Genomic DNA, 17,500 nt, shown 5'->3' with positions numbered 1-17,500 from the left:
GTTCGATTCCTTGCGCGGCTCAGCCCAGGCTGCGGCGGTAAGAGCGTTCGACGACGCGGTTGTACGCCATCATGACGATCACGTTCACGATCAGCAGCACGATCGCGATGGCCGCGCCCAGCGGCCAGTTCAGCTCGGTCAGGAATTCGTCGTACACGACGGTCGCCACCATCTTCAGGCGACGTCCGCCCAGCAGCGCGGGAATCGCAAACGAGCTGGCCGACAGGCCGAAGACGATGAGGCTGCCCGACAGGATGCCCGGCATGGCCTGCGGCAGCACGATGCGCGTGAGCGTCTGAAAGCGCGAGGCGTTCAGCGACAGCGCCGCATGCTCGACGGTGGGGTCCAGCTTCTGCAGCGACGTCCAGACGGGGATCACCATGAAGGGCAGCATGACGTGCACCAGGCCGATGATGACGGCGGTGGGCGTGTACAGCAGCGTTCCCAGTCCCAACGCGGCGGCCGCCTTGCCCAGCGGTCCGCCCGGGCCCAGCAGCATGCTCCAGCCGAACGCGCGCACCACCAGCGAGATCAGCAACGGCGACAGCACCACCAGCAGGAAGATCGAGCGCCAGGGCTTGCCCATGCGCGAGAGGATGTAGGCTTCGGGCGCGCCGATCAGCACGCAGATCAGCGTGGTGACGCCGGCGATCCAGAAGGTGCGCCAGAAGATCTCGATGAAATAGCTGTCCGTGACCACGGCCAGGTAGTGCTCGAACGTGTGGCCCGGCTGGATGCCCGCGGCGTAATCGAACGGCCGGAAGGACAAGGCGAACGTCAGCGCCAGCGGCGTGAGCACCAGCGTGAGGAACACGAGCGCCAGCGGGATCGATCCCAGGATGGCGAGCAGGCCGTCGTTGCGCGGCTTGGGCTGGCTGGCGGCAGCGCCGCGTTGCGTGAGCGTCGCCATGTCAGTCCGCCGCCACCGCCGCGGCGGGCGCGCGCAGCACGCGCAGCACGCCGTCCGCCCAGTCCAGCCCGATGGCTTCGCCGTCGTCGTGCGGACGGCGGCCGTCGTTGGGCGTCAGGATGGTCAGCGCCCCCACGGGCGAATCCAGGTCGTACATCCACTGGCTGCCCAGGAAGTAGCGCGTGTTGACCACACAGGCAAGCTTGCCTTGCCCGGACGGCACCGGCACCAGCTTTTCGGGCCGCAGCGACAACTGCACGCTATCGCCGTGGCGCAGGCCTTCGCCGTCGACCAGGAGACTCAACGCGCCGGTCTGGACTTCTGCCCGCGCGCCGCAGCGCGTCACGCGCCCGGCGAGCAGATTGGTCTTGCCCACGAAGCGCGAGATGAACTCGGTTTGCGGGTGCTCGTACATGCGATACGGCGCGTCCACCTGCGTGGCGCGGCCGTCCTGCATGACCACGACGCGATCGCTGATGGACAGGGCTTCGGCCTGATCGTGCGTGACCATGACGGTCGTGGTGCCGATCTTGCGCTGGATGCTGCGCAGTTCGAACTGCATGTCTTCGCGCAGCTTTGCGTCCAGGTTGGACAGCGGCTCGTCCAGCAGCAGCACGGGCGGGCGGATCACCAGCGCGCGCGCCAGCGCCACGCGTTGCCGCTGGCCGCCCGACAGTTCGCGCGGGAACCGGTCCGCATGCTTGTCCAGCTTGACCAGCGCCAGCGCCTCGCGCACGCGGTCCTGGCGCTCGGCGCGTTCGACCTTGCGCATCTTCAGGCCGAAGGCGACGTTGTCGGTCACGGTCAGGTGCGGAAACAGCGCGTAGCTCTGGAAGACGATGCCCAGGCCGCGCGTGTTGGGCTTGGCGTGCGTGATGTCGCGCCCGTCCAGCGTGATGGTGCCGCAGGTCACGTCGGCAAAACCGGCAATCATCTGCAGCGTGGTGGTCTTGCCGCAACCGGAGGGGCCAAGCAGGGAGACGAACTCGCCCTTGTCGACCGACAGGTTCAGGTCCGAGACGACACGCAGGTCGCCATAGTTCTTGGAGACGTTGTCCAGCCGCAGAAATGCCATGTTCCACACCCCGTGACCCATCCGGGCCTTGCGCCGCCGGGGGGATCTGACTTCACCCCAGCTGCTTGATCGATGGGGCAGTCTAGGAGCCTCAAAAATGCGGGGCAATTAGGGTTTTCCGAAGAATCGAATTTTTTATCTAATAATTCCATTAGACTGAATTTCTTGATAAAAATACACCTGACTATTTTGATTACCGGAACTGAAGAATGAAGAAATCAGAGGCTTCGGAGGATTCCGCAGGTCAGGGCGTGCTGCAGCGGGCGTTCGCGGTGCTGCGCGTGCTGGCCGACGCCAAGGGCGAAAAGCTGCGCCTGACGGATATCGCCGCACGCACGGGACAGGCGCAGGCCACGGTGCATCGGGTGCTGCAAGGGCTCATGCAGGAGGGCGTGGTGGAGCAGCCGGCGCAAAGCAAGGGGTATCAGCTCAGCGTCGCCTTCTTTTCGCTGGCCGCGGCCGCCGGCACCCACCAGTCCAGCCTGCGCACCCTGTACCGTCCCGCCATGCTGCGGCTGTCCGGCATGCTCAACGACACCATTTTTCTGCTGGTGCGCAGCGGCTTTGACGCCGTCTGCGTCGACCGCGTGGATGGCGCATTTCCGGTGCGCTCGCACACGGGCGACATCGGCGGGCGCGTGCCGCTGGGCATGGGACAGGGCGGCCTGGTGCTGCTGGCCAGCCTGCCCGAGGCCGAGCGCGAAGAGGTCATGCGCTTTAACATTCCGCGCCTGCATCATCTGGGCTTCGTGGACGAGATCTCGATGCGCGTGCGCATCAAGGAATGCCTGGAACTGCGCTACGCGCGCAGCCAGGGGCAGGGCGTGTTTCCCAACATCGCGGGGCTGGCGGTGCCGGTCTACGATCCCAACGGCGTCACGGTCGCGGCGCTGAGCGTGGCGGCGCCCATCGAACGCATCAGCGATGAACGCCTGCCGCTGATCGTGGAAATGCTGCGGCGCGAGGCCGACGCGGTAGGGGCGCAGATCAATCCCTTCGATCCGGCGCTGCGCCGGCCCAGCCAGTTTCTGGGCACCGGCAACGGGGCGTAGCCAGCGCTGGCATCGGCGCATAAAAAAACCCGGACACGCTGGCGGTCCGGGTTTTTGTCATGCGCGTCTGCAATCAGGTCGGGTACGTGCCCGGCAGCAGGATGCTGCGGTCGCCCGGCTCGATCGTACGGCGGCCGCACAGCGCCATCGTCGTATCCATTTCCTTGTACAGGATCTCCAGCACGCGGGTCACGCCGGCCTGGCCATACGCGCCCAGGCCATACAGGAAGGCGCGGCCGATCATCGTGCCGCGCGCGCCCAGGGCCACCGCCTTCAGGATGTCCTGGCCGGAGCGGATGCCGCCGTCCATCCACACCTCGATCTTCGAACCCACGGCATCGGCAATGGCAGGCAAGGCCGCGATGGACGACATGGCGCCGTCCAGCTGGCGTCCGCCGTGATTGCTGACGATGAGCGCGTCGGCGCCGCTGTTGGCGGCAAGTTGCGCGTCTTCGACATCAAGAATGCCCTTGATGATGAGCTTGCCGCCCCAACGCTGCTTGATCCATTCCACGTCGTCCCAGCTCAGGCGTGGATCGAATTGCTCGGCCGTCCAGGACGACAGCGACGACAGGTCGCTCACGCCCTTGGCGTGGCCGACGATGTTGCCGAAGGTGCGGCGCTTGGTACCCAGCATGCCCATGCACCAGCGCGGCTTGGTCGCCAGGTTGATGAGGTTGCGCAGCGTGGGCTTGGGCGGCGTCGACAGGCCGTTCTTGATGTCCTTGTGGCGCTGGCCCAGGATCTGCAGGTCCAGCGTCAGCACCAGCGCCGAGCAGCCGGCGGCCTTGGCGCGGTCGATCAGGTTGCCCACGAACTCGCGGTCGCGCATCACGTACAGCTGGAACCAGAACGGCTTGCCGGTGGCCTGCGCCACGTCTTCCAGCGAGCAGATGCTCATCGTGGACAGCGTGAAGGGCACGCCGAAATCGGCGGCGGCCTTGGCAGCCAGGATCTCGCCGTCGGCGTGCTGCATGCCGGTCAGGCCGGTGGGAGAAATCGCCAGCGGCATCACCACATCCTGGCCCACCATCGTGGTGCGCAGCGACCGGCCTTCCATGTTCACCGCCACGCGCTGGCGCAGCTTGATCTTGTGAAAGTCGCTTTCATTTGCGCGGTAGGTGCCTTCTGTCCAGGCGCCGGAATCGGCGTAGTCATAGAACATGCGCGGCACGCGCTTCTGCGCGACGACGCGCAAATCTTCGATGCAGGTGATCGTAGAAAGGTTAGCGGTCATGGGGTGTCTGTGGAGTGATAGGGGGGCGCCAGCGCCGCCCAGTATACGCGCCGAGGCCGGCAAGCGTCGCTTGCCGGCCCCGTTCGCCCCCCTGCGCAAAGACTCTACGGTCCCTGCACGCCCAGCCTTAGCGCGGCCACACCTTGGTGACCGCGCGGATGGTCGCCCATGCGACCCAGCGCGGGCTGGTCAGCCGCGCGCCCGGCAACCGGCGCATCACGTCCACCGCCAGCCCGCCACGCTTGTGCCATTGCTTCTTGCGCGTCTGGCTGTCGGTCCAGCGGCCCTCCAGCCATGGGAATTCGCGGCGCCCCGGCTTATAGACCGGCGGCGTGTTGTAGATCAGGATGTACGCCAGCCGCGGCGTCTGCGAGGTGTTGGGCCCCGTGAAGTGCAGCGTGCGCGCGTCGTGCACCGTGATGCCGCCCGGATCGAGCGGCTCGGCCACGGCCTGTTCACGCGGAAAATCGCCGCAGCATTCCAGCGGATGCAGGCTCTTGTCGCCCCCCGGCGAACGGTGCTCCAGCACGTCCCATTTGTTCGAACCCGGCAGGAACTGCATGCAACCGTTCTCGATGGTGGCCGGCTGCAGCGCCAGCCAGATGCTCAATTCGTTGTAGACGAAGTCCGGCGAACGGAACGCTTCGTCTTGATGCCACGGCGTCTCTGGTCCGTGCGGACCCGGCTTGAGCAACGCGTGCTCGCCATAGAGCGCCGCCTGCGGGCCCAGCAGCTGCCGCGCCAGTTCCAGCGTGCGTTCGTGGTAAACCGTCTTCAACAGGCCCGGGGCATAATGGCGCGGATCATGCAGACTGGGAAACTTGGCGGGCTTGGTCGGGTCGTCGCGGCTGACGAAGTCATACTGCGCGCCCTCGTTGTAACCCGTCTTGTTCGCGAACAAGTCCAGCAGCGTCCTGCGGATGTAGCCGACCTCATCCTGAGGGCACATGTCCTTCAAGGCCAGGTAGCCCTGATCCCTGTAGCGCGCTGTCTCGGCATCCGACAACAAACTGGTCTCTTCCATAATGGCTTCTCCAAGCTCTCGGTAATGGGTATTTCTAAGCTGGCACGTTTTGACATGTGCTCTAACGTATCGCTTCGAAGCCCGCCGGGCCTATAGACCATCCGCTGTAGCCGATTCCGCCTACGTATCTCGTGCGTGGCGGCGCATCATCCGAAGGAAAAACCATGCAAGACCCTAAGGCCGATTCCCATATCGAAACCGTCCACGTCACCGTCAGCGGCACGGTCCAAGGCGTGGGCTACCGTCACGCGACGGTGCGGCGCGCCCACATGCTGGGCGCGAAGGGTTGGGTGCAGAACATGCTGGACGGCACGGTCGAGGCGCTGGTTCAGGGCACGCCCGACCAGGTGGACCATATGCTGGAATGGCTGCGGCGCGGTCCGCCCGGCGCGTCCGTGCAGGAAATCATCACGCGACGGGAGTACACCGATAAGCGTTACATCCGCTTCGAACAACTTTGAACAGCGCCGCCCTAGCCGGCACGATGTAATCCGGCCGGACGAGGCGGCCACGCCGCAAGGGCTGACGGTGTCAGCGCGAGCGCATCCAGCGTCCGCCGACCTGGTTGATGACCAGCCCGGCCAGCACGCATGCAGCGCCCAGCCATTGCAGCGGTTGCAGGCGCTCGCCGAAGGCCATGGACGCGGCCCACAGCCCCACCACCGGCACCAGCAGCGAGAACGGCGCAACCTTTGCGGCGGGGTGGCGCGACAGCAGCTGCGTCCACAACGTGTAGGCCAGCAGGGTCGCCAGCACCGCCAGGTACAGCACCGATAGCGCCTCGCCCCAGCCGATGCCGGTCACCATGCCCACCACCGGCTTCCAGCCGTCGATCAGCACGGCCAGCGCCAGGAAGGGCAGCACCGGCGCGGCGCTGCTCCAGGCAATGAATGCGAAGGGGTCGTAGCCGGGCGCCTTGCGGCTGGCCAGCCGAACGATCATGTTCGACACCGCCCACATGAACGCGGCGCCTAGCGTCAGCACAAAGCCCAGCATCGTCATCTGCCCGGGCCCTTCGCCGCGCCCCCCGGCAATGACGGCCAGACCCATCGCCGCCACGCCAAGACCGAACCAGTGATGCCGCCGCGCCCGTTCATGCAGGACCGGCGCGGCCAGCAGCAGCGTGAAGAACGCCTGGGTCTGGATGACGAGCGAGGCCATGCCGGCGGGCATGCCGAAGTTCAATGCGGTAAAGAGCAGGCCAAACTGGCCCAGCCCCTGGACCAGCCCGTAGGCCGCGACCCAGTGCCACGGCAGCCGCGGCATGCGCACGAAAAGGATCAGGGGGAAGGCCGCCAGCGCGAATCGCAACGCGCCCAGCATCATGGGAGACAGGCCCCGCATGCCGACCTTCATGACGACGAAATTCAGGCCCCAGATGACCACCACCGCCAAGGCGCAGAAATAGTCTTTTCGGGAAAGATGAGTGGGGGTGGACATGCGGAGCATTATCGCATCGCCCACCCCAAAGCCGGCTGAATCAGCGCGCGTGCAGCACCGCGGCAAACGCCTGGACGGCCGCATCGATATCGGCATCGCCGATGTGCCGGTGCGTGACGCAACGCAGCCGCGTGCGGCCCCAGGGGCGCGTCAGCACACCTTGCGCCTGCAGGGCCGAGACCCACTGCGCGTTGGTCATGCCGGTATCCGCGGTCTCGACCTGCACGATGTTGGTTTGCGGCACCGTCGCCGTCAGCGCCGGGGCCAGCTTGTTGATGCCGTCGCTCAGGCGGCGCGCCCGCACGTGGTCTTCGGCCAGCCGGCCGCTCATGTGCTGCACGCCCTCCAGGCCCGCGGCGGCCATGATGCCGGATTGGCGCTGCGTGCCGCCCAGCATGCGACGCAGCGAGCGCGCCTTGGCCACCACCGCCTGGCTGCCGGCCAGCACCGCGCCCACCGGCGCGCTCAGGCCCTTGGACAAACACAGCGACACCGTATCGGTGTGGCGGGTGATCTCGCTGGCCGGCACGCCCAGCGCCACGGCCGCGTTGAACAGCCGCGCCCCGTCCAGGTGCACCGGCACGCCGCCCGCACGCGCCATGCCGTACACAGCCTGCATGTGGTCCAGCGGCAGCACGGTGCCGCCCGCATTGTTGTGGGACGTCTCCATCGCCACCAGCGCGGTCTTGAGCCGGTGCCCGCCGGTCAGCAGGGCGTCCTCGAGCCGGTTCAGGTCCATCGCGCCCGCGGTGCCCGGAACACCTTGATAGAACAGTCCCGTGAACGTGGCCGCGCCGCGTTCGGACGTGTACATGTGGGCGGTCGATTCCAGCGCCACCTGCTCGCTGCGCTGCGTCTGCGCCAGCACGGCCAGCAGGTTGGCCATCGTGCAGCTCGGCACGAACAGGCCCGCTTCCTTGCCCAGGCTGGCCGCCACACAGGCTTCCAGCTCGCGCACGGTGGGGTCGCCGTCCAGGCCGTCATCGCCGATGGGGGCGGTGCGCATCCGCTCGTACATGGCCGCGGTCGGGTGGGTGACCGTGTCGCTGCGCAGGTCGACGGGCGGTGGAGGAGGTTCGGCGAGGGTCCGCTGGGTCATGGCGTTCAGTGCTGCAGAATTTTGGAAAGAAACTGGCGCGTGCGCGGGGCACGTTCCTCGACGTTGCCGAAGAACTGCTCCTTCTGGCAGTCCTCGACGATCTTGCCGCCGTCCATGAAGATCACACGGTCGGCGACGCGGCGCGCGAATCCCATCTCGTGGGTCACCACCATCATGGTCATGCCTTCGCCCGCCAGGTCGGTCATCACGTCCAGCACCTCGTTGACCATCTCCGGGTCCAGCGCCGACGTGGGTTCGTCAAACAGCATCACGACCGGGTCCATCGACAGCGCGCGCGCAATCGCCACGCGCTGCTGCTGGCCGCCCGACAGTTCGCCAGGATGCTTGTCCTTGTGCGCCGACAGGCCCACGCGCTCGAGCAGGGCCAGCGCACGCTGGCGCGCTTCGTCCTTGCCGCGCTTGAGCACCTTGATCTGGCCCAGGCACAGGTTTTCGGTCACCGACAGGTGCGGGAACAGCTCGAAGTGCTGGAACACCATGCCGGCCACGGCGCGCAGCTTGGGCAGGTTGGTGCGCGGATCGCCCACGGACACGCCGTTGACCACGATTTCGCCCTTCTGGAAGGGCTCGAGCGCGTTCACGGTCTTGATGAGCGTCGACTTGCCCGATCCCGACGGACCGCACACCACCACGACCTCGCCGCGGCGCACCGTGGTCGAGCAATCGTCCAGCACCTGGAAGTCGCCGTACCACTTGCTGACCTGGCGGATCTCGATCATCGGAGGATTGGAAGAGAGTTGCATCGTTGAACCTGTGGATAACCTGGACGGCTCAGCGCAGCACGCGCGTGCGCTTTTCCAGATGCTTGACCAGACGCGATGCCGTGAAGCAAATCACGAAATACACCACCGCCACGAAGAGATAGAGTTCGACCAGCCGTCCGTCGCGCTGGCCGATCTTGGACGCCGCGCCCAGAAAGTCGGTCAGCGACAGCACGTAGACCAGCGAGGTGTCCTGAAACAGGATGATGACGCGCGTGAGCAGCGCCGGCACCATGTTGCGCAGCGCCTGCGGCAGCACCACATACCGCATGCCCTGCCAGTGGTTCAGGCCCAGCGCCATGCTGGCCGACACCTGGCCGCGTGCAATGGACTGGATGCCGGCGCGCATGATCTCGCAGAAGTACGCGGCCTCGAACAGCGTGAACGTGATCACCGCCGAATTGAACGCCCCCACACGCAGCGGCGTGGGCGATCCCACGACCCATGCCGCGATGTACGGCATCAGGAAGTAGAACCAGAAGATCACCAAGAGAAGCGGGATGGACCGCATCACGTTCACGTAGATGCCCGCCGGCACCGACAGGATCTTGTAGCGCGACAGCCGCATCATCGCCAGAAGCGTGCCCAGCGCCAGCCCCATCACCGCCGCCAGCACGGTCAGGGTCAGCGTGAACGTCATGCCGGTCTGGAACAGGTACGGCAGCGCGCCCCAGATCACATCGAAATCGAACTTGCCCATGCTAGCGCCCCAATCCCGCAGGCGACTTTGCCGCCGTGCCGATCAGGCCGGGCACCGCCACGCGGCGCTCGAGCGTACGCATTCCCAGCACGACGATGCCGTTCAGAATCAGGTAGATCACGGTCGCGGCCGAAAACGCCTCGAAAATGTGGAAGCTGAATTCCGCCATCGAGCGCGCCTGTCCGGTGAGCTCCAGCAGGCCAATGGTCAGCGCCACTGACGAATACTTGATCGTGCCCATGAACTCCGAGGTCAGCGGCGGCAGCACGATGCGATAGGCCTCGGGCAGGATGATGTGGCGATAGACCTGCGCCTCGGTCAGGCCCAGCGCGGTCCCCGCCTGAAACTGGCCGCGCGGCAGCGACTGGATGCCGGCGCGCAATTGCTCGGCCACGCGCGCCGACCCGTAAAAACCCAGGCACAGCACCGCAGGCACGAACTGCCCCCACGGCTGCGGCATCTGCTTCATCGCCAGGCCCCATGCATGCGGCAGCAATTCGGGCAGCACGAAATACCACAGGAACATCTGAACCAGCAGCGGGACGTTGCGAAACAGTTCCACGTAGGTAGCGCCGATGGCGTTCATCAGACGGGACTGCACCGTGCGCATTACACCCAGCCAGGATCCCAGCAGCAGCGAAAACACCCACGCCGTCAACGCCAGCGCAAGCGTCCAGCCCACGCCGATCAGGATCGTCTCCAGGAAGGTATGCACGCCGTCCGGCGACATCTCCAGGAAGACGCTCCAACTCCAGTTGTAATTCATGCCCTCGCCCTTGATCGCGGCGCCGGTCGCTGCCGGCGTCCTTGCCCCTTCATGCGCCGCGGGCGCGCGCTGCGCCCCGCGGCATGCTGCTTACTCGTAGGCTTTGGGATCGCCCGAGTCGGTGGGGTTGGCCAACGCGCGCTTGAGCGCGTCGCTCATGGGGTACTTCAGGTTGATCTGCTTGGGCGGGATCGGCGAATTGAAGTACTTGTCGTACAGCGCGGCGATCTTGCCGGTCTTCATGAGATCGATCACGGCGTCGTCAACGACCTTCTTGAACTTCGGATCGTCCTTGGGCTCCATGATGCCGTAGGGCGCCATTTCCAGGCCCTTCTTGCCGATCACGAACGCATCCGGGTTCTTGGACGACGCGACCGCGCCGTAGGCGATGCCGTCGTCGTTGGCCGAACCGGCCGCGCGGCCCGATTCCACCATCAGGATGGTTTCGGCGGTGTCCTTGGTGGGCGCCATCGAAATGCCCAGGTTGCCCTGCGCATTCAGTTGCGAGATCAGCTTGAACGTCTGGCCGCCGGCCTGCGCCGCGATGGTCTTGCCGCGGAACGAGGACAGGTCATTGGGGTCCACGCCGCCATCCTTGCGCGCCACCAGCACCACTTGCGCCACGAAGGTCGTGGGCGCGAACGACACCAGCTTGTGGCGCGCTTCGTTGTTGGTGGTGTTGCCGCATTCCAGATCGATCGTGCCGTTGGCCAGCAGCGGGATGCGCGTGGCCGACGTCGTCGGGTTGTAGCGCACTTCCAGCTTGGGCAGCTTCAGCGCCGCTTGCACGTACTTGGCGACTTCCTGGCAGATCTCGACCGTGTAGCCAATGGGCTTCTGATTGCCGTCCAGGTACGCGAACGGCACCGACGTCTCGGGGTGGCCGAGCGTGATGACGCCGGTTTCCCGGATCTTGTCCAGACGGCTGGGACCTTCGGCATGAGCCGTCGCGGCGCTGCCCAGAAGGGTGGCGGCGACGGAGATCGCGGCAAGTGCTTTCATCTGATTCCCTTGGCGCCGTGCGTGCGGCGCGTGTTTATGTTCACGATCGGCGGATCCAGGCTTGCTGGTGACCGCCGCGTCCCGCGATGAGCCCCGCGGCTGGCAAAAAGTATCAACTAGCAGTATGGTTTTATCCAGTTCCAATCAAGTATTCCTCTATACGGATTTGACATGGCCATTCCCCGGATGGGCTTGCGACACATCGAGGCGTTCCGCGCCGTCATGATGACCGGTTCCATGACGGCAGCAGCCCGTCGAGTGCATACCTCGCAGCCGCACGTTAGCCGCTTAATTGCGCAATTGGAAGCCATTACCCAGTTTCCCCTTTTCGACCGCAACGGCAGCCGGCTCAGTCCAACCCAGGACGGGTCGCGCTTCTTTCAGGAGGTGGAAAAGACCTTCATCGGCCTGGCCGGCCTGGAGTCGGCGGCGGCCAGCATCCGCTCGTTCAGCGCCAGCCGCCTGAGCGTGGCCGCCATGCCGCGCCTGGCGGGCGGCCTCTTGGCGCGCATCGTGGCCGCCTTCAAGACCGAGTACCCGGAAGTCATGGTGGCGATCCACTCGGGCAACGCCAGCACGGTCCACAACTGGATCAGTTCGGGCTTCTGCGACACCGGCCTGGCCATGCTGTCGGGCGAAACCCCCGGCATCCAGGTCGAACCCGTCCTCACGATGAGCTGCGTGGCCGTGCTGCCGCGCGGACACCGCCTGGCCAAACTGAAAAAGCTCAAGCCCGCCGACTTCGCGGGCGAGCCCTTCATCGCGTTTCCCAGCGGCACGCCGCTGCGAGAAAAGATCGACGCCGTCTTCAAGTCCGCCAAGGTCGAACGCCACACGGTGGCCGAGGCCGGACTGGGTTCGTCGGTCTGCGCGCTGGTGGGCGCGGGCCTGGGCGTGGCGCTGATCAACCCGTTGGCCGCACGCGAGGAATACGAAGCCAACGGCGTGGAAGTCCGGCCCTTCAGCCCGGCAGTGCCGGTCACGGTGGCGCTGCTATATCCGCCGTATCACACGCGCACACGGCTGGTCAGCGTATTTTCACGCTACGCGCATCAGCTCATGCTGGAGGAAATGGGAGACCTGAAGGCGCGGCTGCCCAGGTAGAAGGGCGCTACGGCGGGACGCCAGGGCCAGGTAAGCCAGGTGTCTGACACCCGCTGAGGCACTGCCGCAAACCAACGACGGTCTCCCCAGGATGTCAGACTCCGTTGCGGCAAGTCCGAAAAACTCCCGGGCCCACAAAACCAAAGGCCAGCCCTCTCGGGCTGGCCTTCGGTGACCAAGCAGGCGTGCGATCAGGCGTCGATGTTGCCCGCCGACAGCGCGTGCGTTTCGATGAAGTTGCGGCGCGGTTCGACGTCGTCGCCCATCAGCGTGGTGAAGACTTCGTCGGCCGCGATGGCGTCCTCGATCTGCACGCGCAGCAAGCGGCGCACCTTCGGGTCCATCGTGGTTTCCCACAGCTGCTCGGGGTTCATTTCACCCAGACCCTTGTAGCGCTGCTTGGAGATGCTGCGGTCGGCTTCGCTGCGCAGCCATTGCATGGCCTCGCGGAAGTCGGACACCGGCTGCTCCTTGCGCTTGTCGCCTTCGCCGCGAGCGGCCAGCGAGCGCGGACCGACCTTGCCCAGGAAGCTCTTGGCGGCCTTGGACAGGATGGCGTAATCCGAGCCATTGATGAAGTCGGCATCGATGATGCTGACGCGCACGTTGCCGTGATGCATGCGCTGCACGGACAGGCGATGGCGTTCGGTGGCCTCGTCGAACTGCGGTACGACTTCGACGCCGTTGCCGTTGATGGGATCGCGCATGGCGTCGGCCAACCGCTTGGCGGAGTCGGCGGCGGACTCGGCCGTGTCCAGGTTGATCTCCACGCCTTCGGCCATGGCCGACAGCGCGCCCACGTCGAAGACGCGCGACAGACGGGCGATGACGCCGTCGGCCGCCACGTACTGGCGGGCCAGGTCGTTCAGCTCTTCGCCGCGGATGATGTTGCCGCCCGAGATGATCTCGGCGTCCTTCAGGGCGAGCGTCAGCATGAACTGCGCTTCTTCCTGGTCATCCTTCAGATAGCGCTCTTCGCGGCCAACCTTGACCTTGTAGAGCGGCGGCTGGGCGATGTACACATAGCCGCGCTGCACCAACTCGGGCATCTGGCGGTACAGCAGCGTGAGCAGCAGGGTGCGGATGTGCGCGCCGTCCACGTCCGCGTCGGTCATGATGATGAGGCGGTGGTAGCGCAGCTTGTCCACGTTGAAGTCCGGGCCGATGCTGGTGCCCAGCGCCGTGATCAGCGTGGCGATCTGTTCGCTGGCGATCAGGCGGTCAAAGCGCGCCTTCTCGACGTTCAGCACCTTGCCGCGCAGCGGCAGGATGGCCTGGAACTTGCGGTCGCGGCCTTGCTTGGCCGAGCCGCCTGCGGAGTCGCCCTCGACGATGTACAGCTCGCACAGCGCGGGGTCCTTTTCCTGGCAGTCGGCCAGTTTGCCGGGCAGGCCGGCGCCTTCCAGCACGCTCTTGCGGCGCGTCATCTCGCGCGCCTTGCGCGCGGCTTCGCGGGCACGGGCGGCCTCGACGATCTTGTTGCACAGGGCCTTGGCGTCGTTCGGGTGTTCGAGCAGCCAGGTTTCCAGCGTGCGGGCCACGGCTTCTTCAACGGCCGGACGCACTTCGCTGGACACCAGCTTGTCCTTGGTCTGGCTGCTGAACTTGGGCTCGGGCACCTTCACCGACAGCACGCAGGCCAGGCCTTCGCGCATGTCGTCGCCGGACGTCTCGACCTTGGCCTTCTTGGCCAGTTCGTTGTCGGTGATGTACTTGTTGATGATGCGCGTCATCGCGGCGCGCAGGCCAGTCAGGTGCGAACCGCCGTCGCGCTGCGGGATGTTGTTCGTGAAGCACAGCACGCTTTCGCTGTAGCTGTCGTTCCACTGCATCGCCACTTCTACGCCCACAGACACGCCGCCGGCCGCGGACTCGGTGCTGACCGAAAACACGTTCGGATGCAGCACGGTCTTGGCGCGGTTGATGTATTCGACGAAACCCTTCACGCCGCCCGAGAAGGCGAAGTTCTCTTCCTTGCCCTGGCGCTGGTCGATCAGGCGGATCTTGACGCCGTTGTTCAGGAACGAGAGCTCGCGCAGGCGCTTGGAGAGGATCTCGTAGTGGTATTCGATGTTGTTGAAGATGATCGGATCGGCCAAGAAGCGCACTTCGGTGCCGCGCTTGTCGGTCGTGCCGGTCACGGCCAGGGGCGCCACACGCTCGCCCTGGCGGAATTCCATCTGGTGCACCTGGCCGTTGCGGCGGATGGTGAGACGCAGCCATTCGGACAGCGCGTTCACGCAGGACACGCCCACGCCGTGCAGGCCGCCGGACACCTTGTACGAGTTCTGGTCGAACTTGCCGCCGGCGTGCAGTTCGGTCATGACGATTTCGGCCGCGCTGCGGTGGAATTCGTCGTCCTTGTGGATATCGGTCGGGATGCCGCGGCCATTGTCCGTGACGGAAATGGAATTGTCGGTGTGGATGGTTACGACGATGTCGTCGCAATAGCCGGCCAGGGCTTCGTCGATGGCGTTATCGACGACCTCAAACACCATGTGGTGCAGGCCCGTGCCGTCGGACGTGTCGCCGATGTACATGCCGGGGCGCTTGCGCACGGCCTCCAGCCCCTTGAGCATCTTGATCGAGTCAGCGCCGTAGCCGCTGGTCTCGGGAGTGGTGTTCTGCTGATCTGACATGTCTGTATCGATAACGCTTTAAAGAACGGCCTGGCGGCCGGACCGCCCGCGGACCAACCGGTCCGCAAGCGGCACAAACCCACGGGGGGAGTGCGGATCAGATCCGCATGGGCATGACGACGTACTTGAACTGGTCGTCTTCGGGCAGGGTGATGAGCGCCGACGCGTTGGCATCGGGCATGACCGACCACTGGATGTTGTCGACCTTCACGTTGGACAGCACGTCGAGCAGGTAGCCGACGTTAAAGCCCACGTCCAGCGCTTCATGGCTGTAGTCGATGTCGATTTCTTCCTGCGCCTCTTCCTGCTCGGCGTTCGAGGACGAGATCTTCATCTGGTTCTGCGCCAGTTGCAGGCGCACGCCCTTGAACTTGTCCGTGGTCAGGATGGCGGCGCGCTGCAGGCTGCCCTGAAGCGCTTCGCGGCCGACGAGGAAATGGCGCGTGTAGTTCGTGGGAATCACGCGCGTGAAATCGGGGAACTTGCCTTCGACCAGCTTGGACACCAGCTCGACGTCGCCAAAACGGAAACGGATCTGGCCCGGCGCCACGTCGATGGAGACGGTCTCGTCGGAGTCTTCCAGCAAACGCTGCATTTCCAGCACGGTCTTGCGCGGCACGATGACTTCGTGGCGCTCGGCGATGCCGTCGGCTTCGGTCGAGCAATGCGCCAGGCGGTGGCCGTCGGTGGCCACGGCGCGCACGCGGCCCGGTTCAAACACCAGCAGCATGCCATTCAGGTAGTAGCGGATGTCCTGCTGGGCCATGGCGAAATGCACCATGTTGAACAGGTGGCGCAGGGTGCGCTGCGGCATGGTCAGCGACACGTCCCACTGCTCGGGCTGAGCGACGGTGGGGAATTCGCTGGCGGCCAGCGTCTGCAGCGCAAAGCGGCTCTTGGCGGACTGCACCGACAACTTGTTGCTGGCCAGGGCCAGGCGCACGTCGCCGGTATCGGGCAGGGCTTTCAGGATGTCCAGCAGCTTGCGCGCGGCCACCGTGGTGGACTCGTTGTCCTGGCCGACACCAAAGTCGGCGTGCGTGGTGATCTGCACTTCCAGGTCGGTCGCAATGAAGGCAACCTTGTTGCCTTCCTTGCGCATCAGGATGTTCGCAAGAATGGGCAGGGTATGGCGTCTTTCGACGATGCCCGCCACAGTCGACAGCGGTTTCAGCAATGCATCGCGTGTGGTTTGTACGAGTTGCATGTTCATCCTTTTAGAGTTTGTTCCAACACGTGCAGGGTATGGTTGAGCTCCGCTTGCTTGGCGCGGGCATCGGAAATCTTGCGAACGGCGTGCAGCACCGTGGTGTGATCACGGCCGCCGAATAAATCGCCGATTTCCGGCAGGCTTTTCTGGGTCAGCTCCTTGGCCAGATACATCGCGACCTGGCGCGGCAAGGCGATATTGGCCGGCCGGCGTTTCGAGTACATGTCGGCGACCTTGATCTTGTAGAAGTCCGCCACCGTCTTCTGGATGTTTTCGACGGTGATCTGGCCGTTGGACACCGACAGCAGATCCTTCAGCGCTTCCTTGCAGACATCGACCGTCAGCACGTCGCGGCCGTGGAAACGCGCATAGGCAAGCACCTTGCGCAGCGCGCCTTCCAGTTCGCGCACGTTGCTGCGCAGATGCTTGGCGATGAAGAACGCCACTTCCTCGGGCATGGGCACGCCTTCGGACTCGGCCTTGCGCAGCAGGATCGCCACGCGCATCTCCAGTTCCGGCGGCTCGATGGCCACCGTCAGGCCCGAGTCAAAGCGCGAGATCAGGCGGCTGTCGATGCCCGACAGTTCCTTCGGATATGTATCGCTGGTGATGATGATCTGCTTGCGCTGCGCAACCATCGCCTCGAACGCGTAGAAGAATTCTTCCTGCGTGCGGTTCTTGCCGGAGAAGAACTGGATATCGTCGATCAGCAGCAGATCGAGCGAATGGTAGTAACGTTTGAAGTCGTCGAACGCCTTGCGCTGATAGGCCTTCACCACGTCGGACACGTACTGGTCCGCGTGCACGTAGCGCACGCGCACCCCGGTGCCCGCCGCGACCATGGCGTTGCCAATGGCGTGGATCAGGTGGGTCTTGCCCAGGCCGACGCCGCCATACAGGAACAGCGGGTTGTACGAGGTGCCCGGGTTTTCAGCGACCTGCAGCGCGGCGGCGCGCGCGAGCTGGTTGGCCTTACCGGTCACGAAGTTCTCGAACGTGAGGTCGGTGTTCAGGCGCGACCGCTCGTACACGATGTTGGCGGCGTCCGCGTTCACGGCCTGCGCAGCCGCGGTCGTGGCGGGCGCCGGCGACGCGGTCGTCACGGTGACGGTCACAGGCGGCGCGGCGCCGGAGGGAGGAGCAGCGGACAGGTGCGGTTGCTGGGCGGGCTGCTGGGCGCGCACGGGCGCAACCGGCATGCGCGGCGCGGCGCCGTGCGAAGGCAGCTCGAACAGAACCTGCACCGGACGCTTGAACCACTCCGCGGCCAACGCTTCGATCTGGTGGGAAAAGTTCTTGCGCACCCAGTCCAGCTTGAAGCGGTTGGGCGCGGCAACGCGCAGCACCGCCTGCGTTTCGTCGTACGCAAGCGGGACCAGCGGTCGTATCCACGCGCTGATTTGTTGGGGGGGGAGTTCCTGCTCAAGACGACTGACGCAGGTCTGCCAGAATTCTTTCAT

The 17,500-nt window shown here is 65.3% G+C and carries 16 protein-coding genes; 3 read left to right on the top strand and 13 right to left on the bottom strand.

Annotated elements, in window-relative coordinates; genetic code table 11:
- Nucleotides 1–19: 19 nt before the first annotated feature.
- Together H4P35_RS00080 and H4P35_RS00075 are read right to left on the bottom strand one after the other, a co-directional pair.
- The gene (locus tag H4P35_RS00080) at nucleotides 20–910 is read right to left on the bottom strand and encodes an ABC transporter permease (RefSeq protein WP_226847637.1); all 891 of its coding nucleotides are present in this window, start codon (nucleotides 908–910) and stop codon (nucleotides 20–22) included.
- A gap of 1 nt (nucleotide 911) precedes the next feature.
- A complete protein-coding gene (locus H4P35_RS00075; protein WP_152383052.1) occupies nucleotides 912–1,985 on the bottom strand; it encodes an ABC transporter ATP-binding protein in 1,074 nt (357 codons plus the stop codon).
- Between the two features lie 209 nt (nucleotides 1,986–2,194).
- Between H4P35_RS00075 and H4P35_RS00070 the strand changes: the two genes are divergently transcribed.
- Nucleotides 2,195–3,037 (top strand): IclR family transcriptional regulator, encoded by an 843-nt coding sequence (locus tag H4P35_RS00070; RefSeq protein WP_128829685.1) that lies wholly within the window; start codon nucleotides 2,195–2,197, stop codon nucleotides 3,035–3,037.
- Between the two features lie 73 nt (nucleotides 3,038–3,110).
- Here the strand turns inward: H4P35_RS00070 and H4P35_RS00065 are convergent, their stop codons facing one another.
- Together H4P35_RS00065 and H4P35_RS00060 are read right to left on the bottom strand one after the other, a co-directional pair.
- Nucleotides 3,111–4,274 carry an alpha-hydroxy acid oxidase gene (locus tag H4P35_RS00065; RefSeq protein ID WP_056327655.1) on the bottom strand — a complete coding sequence of 388 codons (1,164 nt, stop codon included), beginning with the start codon at nucleotides 4,272–4,274 and terminating at the stop codon, nucleotides 3,111–3,113.
- Nucleotides 4,275–4,401: 127 nt separating this feature from the next.
- A complete protein-coding gene (locus H4P35_RS00060; RefSeq protein WP_180099921.1) occupies nucleotides 4,402–5,298 on the bottom strand; it encodes a phytanoyl-CoA dioxygenase family protein in 897 nt (298 codons plus the stop codon).
- Nucleotides 5,299–5,462: 164 nt separating this feature from the next.
- On the opposite strand from H4P35_RS00060, the gene H4P35_RS00055 reads away from it, so the two are divergent.
- Nucleotides 5,463–5,759: an acylphosphatase gene (locus H4P35_RS00055; protein WP_056327653.1), complete on the top strand. Its 297-nt coding sequence runs from the start codon at nucleotides 5,463–5,465 to the stop codon at nucleotides 5,757–5,759.
- A 70-nt stretch (nucleotides 5,760–5,829) separates the two neighbouring features.
- Here the strand turns inward: H4P35_RS00055 and H4P35_RS00050 are convergent, their stop codons facing one another.
- From H4P35_RS00050 to H4P35_RS00025, 6 genes are all read right to left on the bottom strand, one after another.
- On the bottom strand, nucleotides 5,830–6,738 hold the full coding sequence (locus tag H4P35_RS00050) for an EamA family transporter (protein WP_226847636.1): 909 nt from the start codon (nucleotides 6,736–6,738) through the stop codon (nucleotides 5,830–5,832).
- A gap of 40 nt (nucleotides 6,739–6,778) precedes the next feature.
- Nucleotides 6,779–7,837 carry a low specificity L-threonine aldolase gene (locus tag H4P35_RS00045; protein WP_226847635.1) on the bottom strand — a complete coding sequence of 353 codons (1,059 nt, stop codon included), beginning with the start codon at nucleotides 7,835–7,837 and terminating at the stop codon, nucleotides 6,779–6,781.
- Between the two features lie 5 nt (nucleotides 7,838–7,842).
- Nucleotides 7,843–8,577, bottom strand: a complete 735-nt coding sequence (locus H4P35_RS00040; protein ID WP_056565987.1) for an amino acid ABC transporter ATP-binding protein — start codon at nucleotides 8,575–8,577, stop codon at nucleotides 7,843–7,845.
- Nucleotides 8,578–8,629: 52 nt separating this feature from the next.
- On the bottom strand, nucleotides 8,630–9,319 hold the full coding sequence (locus H4P35_RS00035) for an amino acid ABC transporter permease (RefSeq protein WP_056327649.1): 690 nt from the start codon (nucleotides 9,317–9,319) through the stop codon (nucleotides 8,630–8,632).
- A gap of 1 nt (nucleotide 9,320) precedes the next feature.
- Nucleotides 9,321–10,085 (bottom strand): amino acid ABC transporter permease, encoded by a 765-nt coding sequence (locus H4P35_RS00030; RefSeq protein WP_056327648.1) that lies wholly within the window; start codon nucleotides 10,083–10,085, stop codon nucleotides 9,321–9,323.
- Between the two features lie 90 nt (nucleotides 10,086–10,175).
- A complete protein-coding gene (locus H4P35_RS00025; protein WP_226847634.1) occupies nucleotides 10,176–11,087 on the bottom strand; it encodes an amino acid ABC transporter substrate-binding protein in 912 nt (303 codons plus the stop codon).
- Between the two features lie 171 nt (nucleotides 11,088–11,258).
- Between H4P35_RS00025 and H4P35_RS00020 the strand changes: the two genes are divergently transcribed.
- Nucleotides 11,259–12,191: a LysR substrate-binding domain-containing protein gene (locus H4P35_RS00020; RefSeq protein WP_226847633.1), complete on the top strand. Its 933-nt coding sequence runs from the start codon at nucleotides 11,259–11,261 to the stop codon at nucleotides 12,189–12,191.
- Between the two features lie 191 nt (nucleotides 12,192–12,382).
- Here H4P35_RS00020 and gyrB read toward each other — a convergent pair whose 3' ends face one another.
- From gyrB to dnaA, 3 genes are all read right to left on the bottom strand, one after another.
- Entirely contained in the window at nucleotides 12,383–14,830 is a 2,448-nt protein-coding gene (gene gyrB, locus H4P35_RS00015) for a DNA topoisomerase (ATP-hydrolyzing) subunit B (RefSeq protein WP_062839304.1), read from the bottom strand.
- A gap of 97 nt (nucleotides 14,831–14,927) precedes the next feature.
- Nucleotides 14,928–16,037: a DNA polymerase III subunit beta gene (dnaN, locus tag H4P35_RS00010; protein ID WP_056327779.1), complete on the bottom strand. Its 1,110-nt coding sequence runs from the start codon at nucleotides 16,035–16,037 to the stop codon at nucleotides 14,928–14,930.
- A gap of 2 nt (nucleotides 16,038–16,039) precedes the next feature.
- Nucleotides 16,040–17,500, bottom strand: coding sequence for a chromosomal replication initiator protein DnaA (gene dnaA, locus H4P35_RS00005; protein ID WP_226847632.1), 1,461 nt, complete (start codon nucleotides 17,498–17,500; stop codon nucleotides 16,040–16,042).

This window comes from Achromobacter sp. 77 (genome assembly GCF_020541125.1).
Taxonomy (GTDB): Bacteria; Pseudomonadota; Gammaproteobacteria; order Burkholderiales; family Burkholderiaceae_B; genus Achromobacter; species Achromobacter mucicolens.
Note: the sequence above shows the minus strand (reverse complement) of the source record. Positions and strands in the feature narration are given on the sequence as shown.